We start from the raw sequence: 16549 nt of genomic DNA on the forward strand, positions 1-16549 counted from the left end.
AAGCCCGAGTCGAATTGCGGCTAAATGCCAGATGTCTGCCGCAATGCCGACAATGGCCAACCGCGAAGCGCCGCCAGAGTATCGGACACATCTTCTGGCAGGGGCTTCCAGATGGAGCAGCTGATATACCGCGCGCAACTGGGGACCAGTCTTGACGCCAATGCCGAACCCACGACCGGGGCGGGCATCGTGGATATGGAGCTGTTCTGGCACAATGGCACGGCGATGCTGTATACGCTCAGCCTGGTGGACGAGGGGATACAGGTCTATGCGCTTGACGGCGACGCGACCGCCGCGACCGTTGAATTTCAGGAGATTCCGGGCTGGATGTCACCCTTTGCCCTGACCGGGCTGGGGTCCCTGTCGCTGAACGGCACGTCCTACGTCTACATTGACGGGACCGGGACCGACGATCTGATTGGCTTCGATTTGCGGACGGGCGGCGATCTGGACCGGACCCGTGTGTTCGATGCCCCCTTGCCGTTCACCGGCAGGCTGCGTCACGCGCTGGAGGTCGAGATGGACGGCACACAGTTCCTGATCACCGCGCAACAGGGTGTCACCGGCCTGCGCGATTACAGGATCGAATCCAATCGTGACCTGACCGAAATGGGCGGCCCGATAAGCGGATCACGCTGGATCGAAGGGGAGGATATTCAGGATCTGGCTTCGGCGGTGGTCGATGGCACGACCTATATCATGGCCGCCGTGGACGGGCTGAACGCCGTTGTCGTCTATCGACTGCGGGGCGATGGCCGTGTCGAGGAAGTGTCGTCCTTCGGTGCAGACAACGGCTTCGGCATCGCCACGCCAACGGCGTTGAAAACGGTCCAGATGTACGACCAGACCTACGTTCTGGTTACCGCATCCGGCAGTTCCACCCTTTCGGTCATGCGTTTGGATGGCGACGGGATCCTGACACCGACGGACCATCTGCTGGACAGCCGCGACACGCGCTTCGATGGGGCCTTGGCCCTTGAAACCGTTACGGTGGACAACCGCACCTATGTGCTTGCGGCGGGCGGCGACGACGGTGTCTCGCTTTTCGTCCTGCTGCCCGACGGTCGCCTGCACCACCTCGACACGGTCGAGGACAGCGAAGGGATCAGCCTGAACAACGTCTCGGCCATCAGCGCGGTTCGCATCGGCGATGAACTCCAGGTTTTCATCAGCAGCCAGAGCGAAGCGAACGTATCGCAGTTCGGCATCTCGCTGGCCGAGGCCGGTGTGACATGGGGCGGACGAGACTATGGTCAGACGATCAATGGCACATCGAAGAACGACATCATCAACGGGGCCGGGGGAAACGACGCCGTTAATGGAGGCGATGGCGACGATATCGTGATGGACGGGTCGGGCACCGACACGCTCTCGGGCGGGGCAGGGCGAGATGTCTTTTCAATGGCGGCCGATGACGAGATGGACCGCATCGCCGATTTCGATGTGATGCAGGACCGACTGGATCTGACCCGGTGGCGGCAATTGCGCGATGTCGGCGATCTGGACATTCAGACGACGCCGACAGGCGCGATAATAACCTATGGCGACGAAGTGCTGGAGATCACATCCAGCGACGGAACCGGCCTTGCGGCGGCCACCCTGCGCGCCACGATCAATCTGTCTTCGGTTCAGCGTCTGGCCTTCGGTTCGGTGGCAATCGGGTCCAGTATCGAGGGAACGAATTCCTCCGAAATTCTGGAAGGGTCGGGCGACGACGACCGGATTGATGGCAAGGGCGGCAACGATTGGATCGTCGGCCATGCCGGTCGGGATTCGTTGTTCGCCGGTGACGGTGACGATCTGATGAACGGCGGCGACGGCAGCGATCGGATGGATGGTGGTGCTGGGGCCGATACGATTCACGCTGAAACGGGCAACGACAGCGTCTGGGGTGGAACCGGCCGCGATCTGATCTTTCTGGACGATGGCAACGACCTGTTCGAGGACGACGATCAGAGCGACATCGAAGGGACCGATACGGTATACGGCGGGCGCGGCAATGATCGCATCGTCGGGGGCGGCGGCAATGACTTGCTGTATGGTGAAGACGGCAACGACACGATCTTCGGAGGCGGTCAGTACGATACAATCATTGCAGGCGAAGGCGATGACTGGGTCGATGCGGGATACGGCAAGGATATCGTTCATCTGGGCCGGGGCAACGATGTCTTCGAGGATTCCGATCAGATGGGGTCCAAGGCGGGCGACACGATTTATGCGGGAGATGGCGACGATACTGTCATTGGCCGCGGCGGCGACGATGTCATAAAGGGCGACGACGGCAACGACCTTCTGTACGGCGGTGAAGGCGACGACCGGATCGAGGGCGGCGGCTATTTCGACACGATCTATGCTGGCGACGGCAATGACTGGGTGTCGGGCGGCGGTGGACGAGATGTCGTATATCTCGGGAATGGAAACGATTATTTCGACGACGACACGCAGACAGGGTCAAAGGCGCGAGATACGATTTATGCGGGTGATGGCGACGACACGATCATGAGCCGGGGCGGGGACGATTTCATCGAGGGCGAAGGTGGCAATGACCTGATCTACGGTGGATCGGGTTACAACCGGATCGACGGCGGCAGCTATTACGACACCATCTATGCCGGGGCGGGCGATGATGAGGTCATCGGGGGCGCGGGGCAGGATCTGGTGTATCTGGACGATGGCAACGATCTGTTCATCGACGACCCGCAATCCAATCGTCATGGTAATGACGAAGTGTATGGCGGTGCCGGAAACGACTCGATCATGGGGGACGGGGGTAATGATCTGTTCCGAGGCGATGAGGGCGACGATCTGGTGATCGGCGGTGCCGGGAATGACACGCTGTCGGGTGATGCGGGGAACGACACCCTGACCGGCGGCACGGGCAACGACCGGTTCGAACATGGAGCCGGAGACGGCGTTGACCGGATCACCGACTTCACGCCTGCCGAAGACATGCTGTCCCTTTCGCGCGATCTGTGGGGGGGCGAGGCGCTGTCGGCGTCCGAAGTCCTGTCGCGCTTTGCCACCGTGTCGAATGGCCGGGTGGAGTTCACCTTCGACGATGGCAGCTTGATCGAGCTGGACGGGGTCGAAGCCGTGGCTGAGATGGAAAATTCGCTCAGCTTCCTTTGATGCCGCTCCGTCAGGTTTGCGCGGGCTGCATCCGGCTGCGGCGCATGTTCTCTCCGTGGACGTCGATGGCCAGGTCCAGATCCTCGAACATGGTCAGCCGACCGCCATCCAGAACCGCACCCATGTCGCAGATGTCGCGCAACATCGAATTGCTGTGCGATACGACAATCGCACCCGCTTCCTGCATGCGGGCCTTGAAGACGGTCTTGCTCTTTTCCTTGAAATTGGCGTCGCCGACCGAGGTGACTTCGTCCACCAGATAGGTATCGAAGCGGATCGCCATGCTGACGCCGAAGGCCAGCCGCGATTTCATCCCCGAGGAATAGCTGCGGACCGGCAGATGAAAATGCTGCCCCAGTTCGGCGAAGTCGCGCACGAAGTGGATCATCTGGGCGGTGTCGGTGTTGTAGATACGGGCGACGAACCGGGTGTTCTGTTCGCCGGTCAGATCTGGGTGGAACGACCCGGCGAAACCCACCGGCCAGGACACGCTGCCATGGCAGATGACACGCCCGGATGTCGGACGGTCGGCCCCGGCGATCATCTTCAGAAGCGTCGATTTTCCCGCCCCGTTTCGACCCAGCAGCGCGACGGATCGCCCGGCAGGAAAGACCGCGTTGATGTTGCTGGCGACATGCCGGACCGCACCGTTCAGCACAAAGCTTTTTCGCAGATTTTCGAGGACGATCACAGGCGCGCCTGACGATCCTTGAGACTGTAATATCCCAACACCAGAAGCGCCCAACCCAGAACCAGGAACAGCGCCAGCAACCCCAGCAACACGACACGACGCGGGTATTCGGCACGTTCCGCAATGGTCGGGCCAAGATACGCGGCCAGATAGCGACTTTGCCGGTTGGCATCGGCAACGGCGGAATCGTAGGTGCTCAGCGCAGAGGTATAGGATTGCTCCGCAAACTCCAGATCGACGATCAGGCCTTCGTATTCGCCCACGATTGTGGCAAAGGCGCTGGCCTCGCCGGTATTGTCGTTAAAACCCAGCGTGTTGCGCTCGTCTTCGATACGCGTGCGGATCACTTCGATCTTGCGCCGCGCCTGCGTCACCCTTGGATCACTGTTGCGGGTTGTCTCGCCCAGCAGGTCCAACTCGATCAGAGCTTCGGCCAGCTGTGCCTGAAGCGTGTTCAGGATGCCGACCTGACCCTGGATCGCCGAATTCGGATCGACCAGCCGGTTGTCGTTGCGAAAGGCAGTCAATGTCGTTCGTGCGTCCTTCAGACGGTCCAGTGCATTTTGCAGGTCTTCCGCAGCATAGCGGGTGGCATCGCTGCGGGCGACGGCGTTCAGGTCGTTTACCGTCTCGGTGCTGATTTCGAACAGCGTCTGATTGATGCGTTGCGCATTTTCGGCGGTGAAGGCCAGCACCCGAACCTCCAGCAGGCCAGTGCCGGAATCGTAGGATACGGTGGTCATGCGACGCCAGTAATGCACCAGATCCTCGATCGTGCCGTCCGGGTCGAAGGCGAATACCGGATCGTTCCGTGGCAGGGACCACATTGCGCGCAGGTCGATCCGGTCGTCGACAGCACGCACGAGTTCCTGCGAAAACAGAAAGTTGTAAAGAATATCGGTGTCGGCGGTCGATGTTCCCGAGATGTCGGTCAAACCACCCAGAATTTCGACGGCGGGCGCGGTCTGGGTGGCTTGCCGCACGGTGAACCCTGCGAAAGACGCGAATTGGTCGGCTGCGCGGGCGGTCAGATACCAGCCCGCGATCACGACCGGCAGACAGACGACCAGCACGAACCCAAGGACCATTGCCCAATGACGGCCACGAACGCGCGCGGGTTCGGCAGGCGGCAGGATGGCGGCTTCGATCTGTTTCTCACGCAGACGTTTCTGCTCCAACGCGCGTTGCCGCTTGCTGCGCGGCTTCTTCAGTGTTGCGGTCGGGCCGTCCGCTTGCGTATTCATTCGGGGGAACCTGCTGAAAACCTTTGTCTCCCTCATGCAACACGCGGGGCGGCATCGCGGCAAGGTACAAGCGGTCGGAGATTTCGCATTCCATGTTTGACGCAACCGACAGGACACAGACGTTAACTTTTCCGGCAGCCCCACGCCGTGCCGGCTTCATCCGGCGGGTCGCCGCGCTGATCCTTCGGGAAATGAGTTCGACTTTCGGACGCTCCCCCGGCGGTTTTCTCTGGACGGTGGCCGAACCGGTGATCGGCATCCTGCTGATGACATATCTGTTCTCGCTGGCGCTGCGCAGCCCGCCCATCGGGTCCAGTTTCGCGCTGTTCTATGCCAGCGGCGTACTGCCTTTCACGATGTTCTTCGATCTGGCGGGCAAGGTCGCACAATCCATCAAGTTCTCGCGCCAGTTGCTGACCTATCCGGTGATGTCCTATCTGGATGCTCTGACGGCTCGGCTGATGCTGAACTTGCTGGTGCAGCTTTTGGTCGCGTCGATCATTCTGACGGGCGTGATCGCATGGACCGGCAGCCGCGCGCCGGTCGATTTCACACAGATTGCCCTGGCCGTCGCCATGCTGGCCGTGCTGGCGTTCGGGCTGGGCACGATGAACTGCTTCCTGTTCAGCATGTTCCCCTTGTGGGAGCGGGTCTGGGCTATCGTTATGCGCCCTATGTTCCTGATTTCTGGAATCTTCTTCTTATTCGATGACGTGCCCGAGCCTTATCAGTCTGTCCTTTGGTTCAACCCGCTGACGCATATCATCGGCACATTGCGGCATGCGCTCTACAGCTTTTATGACGTGGCTTTCGTGTCACCGCTTTATGTCTTCGGCCTGGGAATGGGACTGACCGTCATCGGTCTGATCTTGCTGAATCGCTACACGCTCGACTTCAATAACTAGACCCGGACCCGTCCAGCGTGAATCCATGTCCTTCGGTATCGAGAAAGGCTTTCACTCCGGCTATGGCCAGCGTGATATCCTCCCTGCCGCCCATGCCCCGGTCGTGCAGCCCGCCTTCGACGACGGTCACCTCGATCGTGCCATATGGCAGGGCCGCAGCCACGGCCGCCTTGTCCACCTGATCGGGTAACGGCACCGCGATAGTCACTTCGACCCGCATCGCCGATGGATGTTTATAAGTCCCGAACAGTGTCAGCGACGAATGCCGGATCGCGTCGCTGACCGCGCGCAGGGCGGCCTTGGTCATATCCTGGCCATGCACGTCCGCACCCATGCCCATCTCAAGGATCAGTGCCCGTTCGGTCATGGCGCCCCCTCCGCGCCGTCCGCCTGCACGTCGAAAGACACACTGACGATGGCATTGGCGACAATCACGGTATTGCCGTTCATTTCCAGGTCTGCTCCGCCCTTGACGGCTTCGGCGGAGATGTGTCCGTAGGGTGCCTCGCGCTTCACTGCCTCAAGATCGACGGCCTCCGGGTTACCGATGCCGATACGGATATCGACGATCATCTCGGACTTCGGAAACCCGAAGGCATCCGCGACGGTCAGATAATTTCGGTGCAGCGCATCATGCACCGCGCGCCGGGCCGCCTTGGTATAATCGACCCCCCGCAGATCGGTGCCCATTCCCATCTCGACTGCGAACTGCGTCTTTGCCATGCGGCCTCCATGATATCGCGGCAACCATTGCGGCTGGGGCGGCGATTGCCAAGCGTAATCCGGGGAAACCGGACGCGGTGGTGACCAAGGCATGAGTGCTGCGACGTAACCCTGCCGATACGGAATATTCGGGGCCTGCCACAGGTATCGTCCCGCAGGGCACAAACGTCAGGTCGCAGGCTGGACCGGTTCATGTGAAGATGAATGCATCGCAGTCGTCGTAGAGGAATGCCTCGACCGCGGGGATGGCGTCCGCCTGCGTCGACGTAGGCGCGCCGACCGGCATTCCGGCGTCCGAAAGTTGCGGGTGCACCATCAGTTTCAGGCGCAGGCCATGCGGCACCTGGGTGGCTGTATCCGGCGTCCATTTTGTGGCGATATGACGAAATGACATGGTGCAATTCCTTCTGTTCTGACACCAGAAGAATGACAGCCCGCCATGGCACGGTGAGGGAAAGGTGCGGGCGTGGAACGGGCCGGATTGAGAAGTATTCATTGTCTTGAAACGGAAGGTCGCCATACTGACGTCCATTCTGCGCCATCCTGCCGCGTCCGTGCCTTTGTCTTGTCGAACCTGCCACAAACCCATACAAAAAACGCAAAAGCGCACTTACATTTTTGCGCAGGAGAGCTGCCATGATCCAGACCCCCCGCAAGGGCATTATTCTGGCCGGCGGCTCCGGCACGCGGCTCTATCCGGTGACCGCAGGCGTGTCGAAACAGTTGCTGCCGATCTATGACAAGCCGATGGTCTATTACCCGATCTCGGTCCTGATGCTGACGGGTATCCGCGATATCGCCGTCATCACCACACCGGATGATCGCGCGCAGTTTCAGCGCACGCTGGGGGACGGCAGTCAGTGGGGTATTCGGCTCAGCTATATCGAACAGCCCAGCCCGGATGGATTGGCGCAAGCCTATCTGCTGGCCCGCGACTTTCTGGACGGCGCGGCTTCAGCGATGGTGCTGGGCGACAATGTCTTCTTCGGCCACGGCCTGCCCGAGATTCTGCGCGCCGCCGACGCACGGCAGAGCGGCGGCACCGTCTTCGGCTATCAGGTGTCGGACCCGGAGCGATATGGCGTTGTCGATTTCGATGCCGACGGCAAGGCGCGCCAGATCATCGAGAAACCGGACACGCCGCCGTCGAACTATGCGGTGACGGGGCTGTATTTCCTGGACGGGACCGCCCCCGACCGGGCCGCGACCATCATGCCGTCCACGCGCGGTGAGTTGGAGATCACATCGCTCCTGCAGATGTATCTGGACGATGGCGCGCTGGACGTCGAACGCATGGGACGCGGCTATGCCTGGCTGGATACGGGAACACACGAAAGCCTGCTGGACGCCGGCAATTTCGTTCGCACGCTGGAACGACGCCAAGGCCTGCAAACCGGCTGTCTGGAGGAAATCGCCTTTGACGCCGGCTGGATCGACCGCACCGCGCTGCTGGCGCAGGCCGAGCGCTATGCCAAGAACCGCTATGGCGATTATCTGCGGCGGCTTGCGGGCACCTGATCGTCAGCGCGCCAGACAGGTCAGCACCGCCTGTCGGTCGACGCTGCCGATGATCTTTCCCTCGCGCTGAACCGGGATCGGGCCGTCGCGCATCGCGCAAAGCCGGATAAGTTCCTTGATCGTCATCGTGTGGGGGATCGCTTCACCCTGTCCGCCCGCGCCCGCTGTCATCGCGTCTGCGGCGGTCAACACACCCAGCGGGTTCATGTGGGCAACGAAATCGGCGACATATTCGTTTACCGGATTGGTAAAGATGTCGGCGGGTGTGCCGCATTGGATGATCCGCCCGCCCTCCATGATCGCGATGCGCTGGCCCAGCTTGAAGGCTTCGTCCAGATCGTGGCTGACGAAGACGATGGTGCGCTTCAACCGGGTCTCAAGTTCCAGCAATTCGTCCTGCAACCGGGTGCGGATCAGCGGGTCCAATGCGCTGAACGGTTCGTCCATCAAAAGGATCGGTGCATTCGTGGCGAAAGCGCGGGCCAGACCGACCCGCTGTTGCATACCGCCCGACAATTCGCCGACACGGTGGTCCGCCCAGTCGGTCAGGCCGACCAGATCCAGTTGAAGATCGACAGCCTCGCGCCTTTTGTCAGCGGGCATTCCATCCAGTTCCAGACCCAGCCCGACGTTTTCGCGCACGCGTCGCCACGGCAAAAGGCCGAATTGCTGAAACACCATCGATACGCATTCGCGGCGCAAATGCCGCAGCTCCGACGGGGACGCATCCGGCAGGGTGCAGGACCAGTCGTCGGCGCGCACCGTCACGCTGCCGCGCGCGACCGGGTTCAACCCGTTGACGGCCCGCAGAAGGGTCGATTTGCCGGACCCGGACAGGCCCATCAGGACGAGGATTTCCCCCTCTTCGACTGTCAGTGAACAGTTGTGAACGCCCAGAACCTGCCCCGTCTCGGCCTGAACCTCGGCACGGGAGAGGCCACGGTCCATGGCCGGGAGCGCGCTTTCGGGCCTGTCCCCAAAGACGATCGAGACGTTGTCGAATTCAACGGCAGGTTTGCTCATGTCTCGGCCTCGGTCCGCAGTGAAATCATCGCCCGGTCTGCACGGTCGCCCGCAGGTTGTCGCCGTTCCCTGCCTTGCATGGCAACAACTCTCATTTCCGCTCCATCCGCAGCATCCGGTCCAGCATGATGGCGACGACGACGATGACGAAACCGCTCTCGAACCCGAGCGCCGTGTTCACCTGGTTGAGCGCGCGCACCACCGGCACGCCCAGCCCATCTGCGCCGACCAGCGCGGCGATCACCACCATCGACAGCGACAGCATGATCGTCTGGTTCAATCCGGTCATGATCTGCGGCAGGGCATAGGGCAGTTCGACTTTCCACAGGGTCTGCGAGGGGGTCGCACCAAAGGCTTCGGCGGCTTCGGTCAGCGCGGCTGGAGTGGAGGCAATACCCAGATGCGTCAGGCGGATCGGCGCGGGCAGCACGAAGATCACCGTGGCGATCAGGCCGGGCACCATGCCGATGCCGAAGAACACGATCGCGGGGATCAGATATACAAAGGTCGGCAGGGTCTGCATCAGGTCCAGCACCGGACGCATCCATGAATAGAGGCGCGGCCGATGCGCCGCGGCGATGCCGATGGGCACGCCGACCGCCATGCAGACGACGCAGGCCGACAGGACCAGGGTCAGGCTTTCCGTCGTCTCTTCCCAATAATCCTGATTGAGGATGAACAGGAAACCGACCGCGATCAACGCGCAGATTTTCCACGACCGCTGCAACCACCACGTCAATGCGACGAACAGGGCGATCACGATCAGCGGGTGAAATTCCTGCGGATAAAGATATGCAATTTCTCCGCGCGGCGCGCCCAGCCATCCGGTGTTCGGCGGGTCCTGCAGCAGGGCCAGAATAAACGCGATCATTGTCTCCATCACGCTGGCCAACCCGTCGAAGAACGGCTGCCCAACGTCCTGCAACCAGTCGAAGGCCCCGGCGGCCCACTTGCCGATGGGAATTTTTCTGTCGGTCAGCCAGTTCATGCAGGGTCCCTCGCAATGTGACAGGGCCCCGCGAACATCGCGGAGCCCCATTTGATTGGTCCCGGCTTACTGAAGCGCAGCCTTGACCGCTTCCATCGCGTCGCCGCCATCCAGCGTGGTCACGCCGTCCATCCAGCCGTCCAGCACATCCATGTTGGCCTTGAGCCAGTCCGCCGCGGCGTCTTCCGGATCTGCGCCATCATTCAGGATCGCGCCCATGATCTCGTTCTCCATGGCCAGCGTGAACTCCAGGTTGTTCAGCAATGCGCCGACGTTCTCGCACTCCGATACATATCCTGCCCGCGTGTTGGTATAGACTGTCGCGCCGCCCAGGTCGGGGCCGAAGAAGTCGTCGCCGCCCTCAAGATAGCCCATGTCGAAATTGGCGTTCATCGGGTGCGGCTCCCACCCCAGGAAGACGATCGGCTCGTCGCGCTTGGACAAGCGGTCGACCTGCGCCAGCATGCCCTGCTCCGACGATTCGACGACCTCGAATCCGGACAGGCCGAAGGCATCATCATCAATCATTGACTGGATCAGACGGTTGCCGTCGTTACCCGGTTCGATGCCGTAGATCTTGCCGTCCAGCGCGTCGGCATTTGCGGCGATGTCGGCGAAGTTGGCGATCCCCATGTCCATCGCAGCCTTGTTGACGGCCAGCGTGTATTTCGCACCTTCAAGGTTGGCGCGGACCGTATCGACCGAGCCGGCCTCGCGGTAAGGCGCAATGTCCGCTTCCATCGTCGGCATCCAGTTGCCCAGGAAGATGTCGATGTCGCCCTCGGCCATCGAAGTATAGGTGATCGGAACCGACAGGACTTTGGTGTCGGTCTCATATCCCAGCGCATCCAGCAGGACACTGGTGGCCGCAGTTGTGGCGGTGATGTCGGTCCAGCCGACATCGGCAAAGATCACTTCGCTACAGGCGGCGTGGGCATCGGCGAAGGCCGCGCCAGAGGTCAAAGCCAGGACACTGGCGGCAGTCAGAATACGTTTCATCTCGGATACTCCCGGTTGTTGACGATTGCCCATTCGGGCGTTGTTATTGATTGACGGCTCAATTAAGAACAGACCCGTCCTTGTTTTGCAACTCTACCATCGGAGCCTGCCGTGCCACGCATCGGAATGGAACCCCAGCGACGTGATGCGCTCGTCCGCGCGACGATCAGCGAAATTGCGGTCAGCGGGGCTGCCGATATTACCGTCGCGCGCATTGCCAGGCGGGCGGGCATGTCACCCGCGCTGGCGCACCATTACTTCGGATCGAAGGATAACATGTTGCTGGCCGCGATGCGCCACGTCCTGTTCGTTTTCGCCGCCGAGGTGCGGGGTGCGCTGGTCATGGCCGATACCCCGCGCGAGCGCCTGACGGCCATCGTCCGTGCCTGTTTCGCACCCTCGAACTTTCGCGACGAAGTGGTTGCCGCCTGGCTTAACTTCTACGTCCAGGCCCAGCGCGAGGGGCAGACCCGCCGCCTTCTGCACATCTATCACGCGCGACTTCGCTCCAATCTGATGTACGCGCTGCGCCCGCTCAGCGATGACCCCGAGCGTCTGGCCGAGGGCATTGGCGCGATGATCGACGGGCTGTATGTCCGCCAGGCCCTGCGCCGCGACAACCTGACCAGTGCCGCATCGACCGATCTGGTTCTCGATTACATCGAAAAGGCGCTGACCCGATGACCGATACCGCGAAAACCGGACCGAATATCCTGATCATCATGGTCGATCAGCTGAACGGCACGCTGTTTCCCGACGGCCCCGCAGACTGGCTGCATGCTCCGAACCTGAAGAAACTGGCCACCAAATCGCGCCGGTTCCGCAATTGCTACACCGCGTCTCCGCTGTGCGCGCCGGGCCGGGCCAGCTTCATGTCGGGCCTGCTGCCCAGCCGCACCAAAGTCTATGACAATGCCGCGGAATTCGCCTCCGACATTCCGACCTACGCCCACCACCTGCGCCGCGCGGGGTGGCAGACCTGCCTGTCGGGCAAGATGCACTTCGTCGGCCCCGATCAGATGCACGGGTTCGAGGAACGCCTGACCACCGATATCTACCCTGCCGATTTCGGCTGGACGCCCGATTATCGCAAACCGGGCGAACGTATCGACTGGTGGTATCACAACATGGGGTCGGTCACCGGCTCCGGTGTGGCCGAGATCACCAATCAGATGGAATATGACGACGAGGTTTGCCACCACGCCAAGATGAAGCTGTATCACTACGCGCGCGGCCACGATGCGCGCCCGTGGTGCCTGACGGCCAGCTTCACGCATCCGCACGACCCCTATGTCGCACGCCGCGAATTCTGGGACCTCTACGAAGGGTGCGAGCACCTGATGCCGCCGATCCCCGAGATGGCCTACGACGCGCACGACCCCCATTCCAAGCGTATCCTCGACGCCAACGATCGCGGCAATTTCGACGTGACGGAGGAGGATATCCGCCGGTCCCGCCGCGCCTATTTCGCCAACATCAGCTATCTGGATGGCAAGATCGGCGAAATACTCAAGGTGTTGGACGATACCCGGCAGGAGGCCGTGATCCTGTTCGTATCCGACCACGGCGACATGCTGGGCGAGCGCGGGCTGTGGTACAAGATGTCCTTCCTCGAAGGCTCCGCCCGTGTACCGATGATGATCGCCGCGCCCGGCATCGAACCGGGGCTGGACCTGACCCCGGTCAGCAACATCGACGTCTGTCCGACGCTGTGCGATCTGGCCGGTGTCGACATATCCGAGGTCGCACCCTGGACGACCGGAGAGTCGCTCGTGCCGCTGGGACGGGGCGGCGTCCGCACCTCCCCTGTCGCGATGGAATATGCAGCCGAAGGATCCTACGCGCCACTCGTCGCGCTACGGCAGGGACAGTGGAAATACACGCGCTGCACGCTGGACCCGGAGCAACTGTTCGATCTGGACGCCGACCCGCACGAGCTGACCAATCTGGCGGACGATCCTGCCCATGCTGATACGCTGGCGCAATTCCGAACGGAAGCCGACGCCCGCTGGGATCTGGCCCGTTTCGACGCAGAGGTCCGCGAAAGTCAGGCTCGCCGCTGGATCGTCTACGAAGCTCTGCGACAGGGCGGATATTATCCGTGGGATTACCAGCCCCTGCGCGTCGCGTCCGAGCGCTACATGCGCAACCACATGGATTTGAACGTGCTGGAAGATAACCAGCGCTTCCCGAGGGGGGAATGATGACAGATTTTCCAAACGCCCGACCCACCGCCAGCCACTTCATCGACGGCGCCTATGTCGAGGACACGAGCGGCGCGCCGATCCCGGTGATCTATCCGGCTACGGGCGAGACCATCGCCACCGTCCACGCCGCCACCCCCGAGATCATGGAACGCGCGCTGGCATCGGCGACCCGCGCCCAAAGGGATTGGGCCGCGATGGACGGCACATCGCGCGGTCGCATCCTGCGCCGCGCCGCCGACATCATCCGCGACCGCAATCACGAATTGTCCGTGTTAGAGACGCTCGATACCGGCAAACCCCTGCAAGAAACCCTTGTCGCCGACGCCACGTCAGGGGCCGACGCACTGGAATATTTCGGCGGTCTGGCCGCTGATTTGACCGGGACGTCGATGCAATTCGGCGGCGACTGGGCCTATACCATCCCCCGCCCGCTGGGCGTCTGTGTCGGCATCGGTGCGTGGAACTACCCGACACAGATCGCTTGCTGGAAGGGCGCGCCCGCCTTGGCCACCGGAAACGCGATGATCTTCAAGCCGTCGGAATCGACACCGCTCTGCGCGCTCAAGGTTGCCGAGATCCTGCACGAGGCCGGGCTGCCCGCGGGCCTGTTCAACGTAGTGCAGGGAATGGGCGATGTTGGCGCGGCGCTGACCACCGACGCCCGTGTCGCCAAGGTCTCGCTGACCGGATCGGTGCCGACCGGCAAAAAGGTCGCCGCAGCCGCCTCCGCTCAGATGAAGCAGGTCACGATGGAACTGGGCGGCAAGTCCCCGATCCTGATTTTCGAGGACGCCGATATCGACGACGCCGTGTCGGGCGCGATCAACGGAAACTTCTATTCCTCCGGTCAGGTCTGTTCGAACGGGACACGTGTGTTTGTCCACCAAAGCATCGTTCAGGAATTTCTGGAACGGCTGAAATCGCGGGTCGAGACCGCCGTCATCGGCGACCCGCTGGACGAGGCCACCAACTTCGGTCCCATGACGACACAGGCGCAACTGGATATCGTGCTCCGCCATCTCGACACCGCCAGGGCCGAAGGCGCGACCGTCGTCACCGGCGGCATCCGTATCGACCGCGAAGGTTTCTGGATTGCACCGACCGTTCTGTCCGACCTCACCGACGATATGACCTGCGTGCGCGAGGAGATATTCGGGCCGGTCATGTCCGTCCTGACCTTCACCGACGAAGACGAGGTCATCGCCCGCGCCAACGACACCGAATTCGGCCTCAGCGCCGGTCTGTTTACCCGCGATCTGACCCGCGCGCACCGGGTCGTGGCGAAACTTCAGGCCGGAACCTGTTGGATCAACCAATACAACCTGACACCTCCGGGCATGCCGTTCGGCGGCTCCAGGGCGTCTGGTATCGGGCGGGAAAACGCACGCATGGCGATGGATCATTTCACCGAGGTTCAGACCGTCTACGTCGGCATGTCGCCGGTCGAGGCCGCGTACTGATATGGCCAGCATGATCGCGGATTACGTCATTGTCGGTGCCGGAAGCGCCGGTAGCGCCATCGCTTACCGGCTGGCCGAGGCGGGCAAATCCGTCCTCGTGATCGAATATGGCGGCACCGACATGGGCCCGCTGATCCAGATGCCGGGAGCGCTGTCGTTCCCGATGAACATGAATCGTTACAACTGGGGCTTTGCGTCCGAACCCGAGCCGTATCTGAACGGTCGTGTTCTGGCGACGCCGCGCGGCAAGGTCGTCGGCGGCAGCAGCAGTATAAACGGCATGGTCTACGTGCGCGGACACGCGCTCGACTTCGAGCATTGGCAGGATATGGGCGCGACCGGCTGGGGATACGGCGACGTGCTGCCGTATTTCAAACGGATGGAACACTGGCATTCCGGCGGGCACGGTGGCGATGCCGATATGCGCGGCAGCGATGGCCCGCTGCATGTCACGCGCGGACCGCGACTGAACCCGCTCTACAGTGCCTTCGTCGAGGCCGGGCGGCAGGCGGGGTATCCGATTACCGACGATTATAACGGTTACCAGCAGGAGGGCTTCGGCCCCATGGAGCAGACGGTCTGGCGCGGCCAGCGCTGGTCCGCCGCCAACGCCTATCTCAAACCCGCCCGCGCGACCGGACGGTGTGACGTGGTGCACGGGCTGGCCGAACGGATCGCCTTTACCGACGGGCGCGCAACGGGTGTGCATCTGGCGGGCGGCAGACTGGTCGAAGCACGGGCGGAGGTTATCGTCGCGGCGTCGTCGATCAACTCGCCCAAGCTGCTGATGCTGTCGGGCATCGGCCCCGCCGCACACCTGACCGACCACGCAATCGAGGTGCGGGCGGATCGGGGGGGGGTTGGGCAGAATTTGCAGGACCACCTGGAGATGTATATCCAGATGGCGGCGTCGCAGCCGATTACCCTGTTTCGATACTGGAACCTGCTGGGCAAGGCCTATGTCGGCGCGCGGTGGTTGTTTACCCGGACCGGGCCGGGCGCGACGAACAACTTTGAATCCGCTGGCTTCATCCGGTCGAAGGCAGGGGTGCAATATCCTGATATCCAATACCATTTTCTGCCTCTGGCGGTGCGCTACGATGGTCAGGCCGCCGCCGAGGGGCATGGGTTTCAGGCGCATGTCGGGCCAATGCGCTCGGCCTCGCGCGGGGATATCACGCTGAAATCGGCCGACCCGATGGAGGCACCGCGCATCCGCTTCAACTACATGTCCGACCCGCAGGACTGGACGGACTTTCGAACCTGTATCCGCCTGACCCGCGAGATCTTCGCGCAGGAGGCCTTTGCGCCGTTCCGTCGGCATGAAATCCAGCCCGGTGAGCATGTCCAGACCGATGACGAGTTGGATGCCGCGATCATGGAACACGTTGAATCGGCTTATCATCCCTGCGGCACCTGCAAGATGGGCGCGGCGGACGATCCGATGGCGGTGGTCGATCCGGAGTGCCGGGTGATCGGCGTCGACGGACTGCGCGTGGCGGACAGTTCGATCTTTCCGCGCATCACCAACGGCAATCTGAACGGACCGTCGATCATGGTGGGCGAGAAGGCGTCGGACCATATTCTGGGACGGTCGCTGCCCAAGTCGAACGCGGAGTTCTGGACTCATCCCGGCTGGGCGATTTCGCAGCGCTGACAGGG

General features: G+C 62.1%; 15 protein-coding genes. 7 read left to right on the forward strand and 8 right to left on the reverse strand.

Annotated features, from left to right (window positions below):
• Positions 1 to 111: 111 nt before the first annotated feature.
• Positions 112 to 3129 carry a calcium-binding protein gene (locus tag AC13C2_RS15375; RefSeq protein WP_482887358.1) on the forward strand — a complete coding sequence of 1006 codons (3018 nt, stop codon included), beginning with the start codon at positions 112 to 114 and terminating at the stop codon, positions 3127 to 3129.
• Between the two features lie 10 nt (positions 3130 to 3139).
• On the opposite strand, the gene AC13C2_RS15380 is transcribed toward AC13C2_RS15375, so the two are convergent.
• A complete protein-coding gene (locus AC13C2_RS15380) occupies positions 3140 to 3820 on the reverse strand; it encodes an ABC transporter ATP-binding protein (RefSeq protein ID WP_339641680.1) in 681 nt (226 codons plus the stop codon).
• Complete coding sequence (locus AC13C2_RS15385) at positions 3817 to 5064, reverse strand: KpsE/RkpR family capsule polysaccharide export protein (RefSeq protein ID WP_092759674.1); 1248 nt, start codon at positions 5062 to 5064, stop codon at positions 3817 to 3819. The genes AC13C2_RS15380 and AC13C2_RS15385 overlap by 4 nt, the downstream gene beginning before the upstream one ends.
• A gap of 92 nt (positions 5065 to 5156) precedes the next feature.
• Here AC13C2_RS15385 and AC13C2_RS15390 point away from each other — a divergent pair, with 92 nt between their 5' ends.
• Complete coding sequence (locus AC13C2_RS15390) at positions 5157 to 5969, forward strand: ABC transporter permease (RefSeq protein WP_092759672.1); 813 nt, start codon at positions 5157 to 5159, stop codon at positions 5967 to 5969.
• On the opposite strand, the gene AC13C2_RS15395 is transcribed toward AC13C2_RS15390, so the two are convergent.
• The 3 genes from AC13C2_RS15395 to AC13C2_RS15405 form a co-directional block, all read right to left on the reverse strand.
• Positions 5959 to 6336 (reverse strand): Lin0512 family protein, encoded by a 378-nt coding sequence (locus AC13C2_RS15395; RefSeq protein ID WP_482887359.1) that lies wholly within the window; start codon positions 6334 to 6336, stop codon positions 5959 to 5961. The genes AC13C2_RS15390 and AC13C2_RS15395 overlap by 11 nt on opposite strands.
• Entirely contained in the window at positions 6333 to 6692 is a 360-nt protein-coding gene (locus tag AC13C2_RS15400; RefSeq protein ID WP_482887360.1) for a Lin0512 family protein, read from the reverse strand. The genes AC13C2_RS15395 and AC13C2_RS15400 overlap by 4 nt, the downstream gene beginning before the upstream one ends.
• Before the next feature lie 190 nt (positions 6693 to 6882).
• Positions 6883 to 7086 carry a hypothetical protein gene (locus AC13C2_RS15405; protein WP_482887361.1) on the reverse strand — a complete coding sequence of 68 codons (204 nt, stop codon included), beginning with the start codon at positions 7084 to 7086 and terminating at the stop codon, positions 6883 to 6885.
• Positions 7087 to 7328: 242 nt separating this feature from the next.
• Between AC13C2_RS15405 and rfbA the strand changes: the two genes are divergently transcribed.
• The gene (gene rfbA / locus AC13C2_RS15410; RefSeq protein WP_482887362.1) at positions 7329 to 8210 is read left to right on the forward strand and encodes a glucose-1-phosphate thymidylyltransferase RfbA; all 882 of its coding nucleotides are present in this window, start codon (positions 7329 to 7331) and stop codon (positions 8208 to 8210) included.
• 3 nt (positions 8211 to 8213) lie between these two features.
• Here rfbA and choV read toward each other — a convergent pair whose 3' ends face one another.
• The 3 genes from choV to AC13C2_RS15425 form a co-directional block, all read right to left on the reverse strand.
• Entirely contained in the window at positions 8214 to 9233 is a 1020-nt protein-coding gene (choV, locus tag AC13C2_RS15415) for a choline ABC transporter ATP-binding protein (protein WP_482887363.1), read from the reverse strand.
• A gap of 91 nt (positions 9234 to 9324) precedes the next feature.
• A complete protein-coding gene (gene choW / locus AC13C2_RS15420) occupies positions 9325 to 10221 on the reverse strand; it encodes a choline ABC transporter permease subunit (RefSeq protein ID WP_339641658.1) in 897 nt (298 codons plus the stop codon).
• Positions 10222 to 10287: 66 nt separating this feature from the next.
• Positions 10288 to 11220, reverse strand: a complete 933-nt coding sequence (locus AC13C2_RS15425; RefSeq protein ID WP_339641657.1) for a choline ABC transporter substrate-binding protein — start codon at positions 11218 to 11220, stop codon at positions 10288 to 10290.
• A 111-nt stretch (positions 11221 to 11331) separates the two neighbouring features.
• On the opposite strand from AC13C2_RS15425, the gene betI reads away from it, so the two are divergent.
• Genes betI through betA form a run of 4 tightly spaced genes read left to right on the forward strand, consistent with a single transcriptional unit; the run spans position 11332 to position 16544 of the window.
• On the forward strand, positions 11332 to 11904 hold the full coding sequence (gene betI, locus AC13C2_RS15430) for a choline-binding transcriptional repressor BetI (protein ID WP_217638776.1): 573 nt from the start codon (positions 11332 to 11334) through the stop codon (positions 11902 to 11904).
• Complete coding sequence (gene betC / locus AC13C2_RS15435; protein ID WP_482887364.1) at positions 11901 to 13424, forward strand: choline-sulfatase; 1524 nt, start codon at positions 11901 to 11903, stop codon at positions 13422 to 13424. The genes betI and betC overlap by 4 nt, the downstream gene beginning before the upstream one ends.
• Positions 13424 to 14887 (forward strand): betaine-aldehyde dehydrogenase, encoded by a 1464-nt coding sequence (betB, locus tag AC13C2_RS15440; RefSeq protein WP_482887365.1) that lies wholly within the window; start codon positions 13424 to 13426, stop codon positions 14885 to 14887. Before betC ends, betB begins: the two co-directional genes overlap by 1 nt.
• Positions 14888 to 14897: 10 nt before the next feature.
• The gene (betA, locus tag AC13C2_RS15445) at positions 14898 to 16544 is read left to right on the forward strand and encodes a choline dehydrogenase (RefSeq protein ID WP_482887616.1); all 1647 of its coding nucleotides are present in this window, start codon (positions 14898 to 14900) and stop codon (positions 16542 to 16544) included.
• The last annotated feature ends 5 nt before the right edge of the window (positions 16545 to 16549 follow it).

The sequence above is a fragment of the Jannaschia sp. L-14R genome (assembly GCF_056857695.1).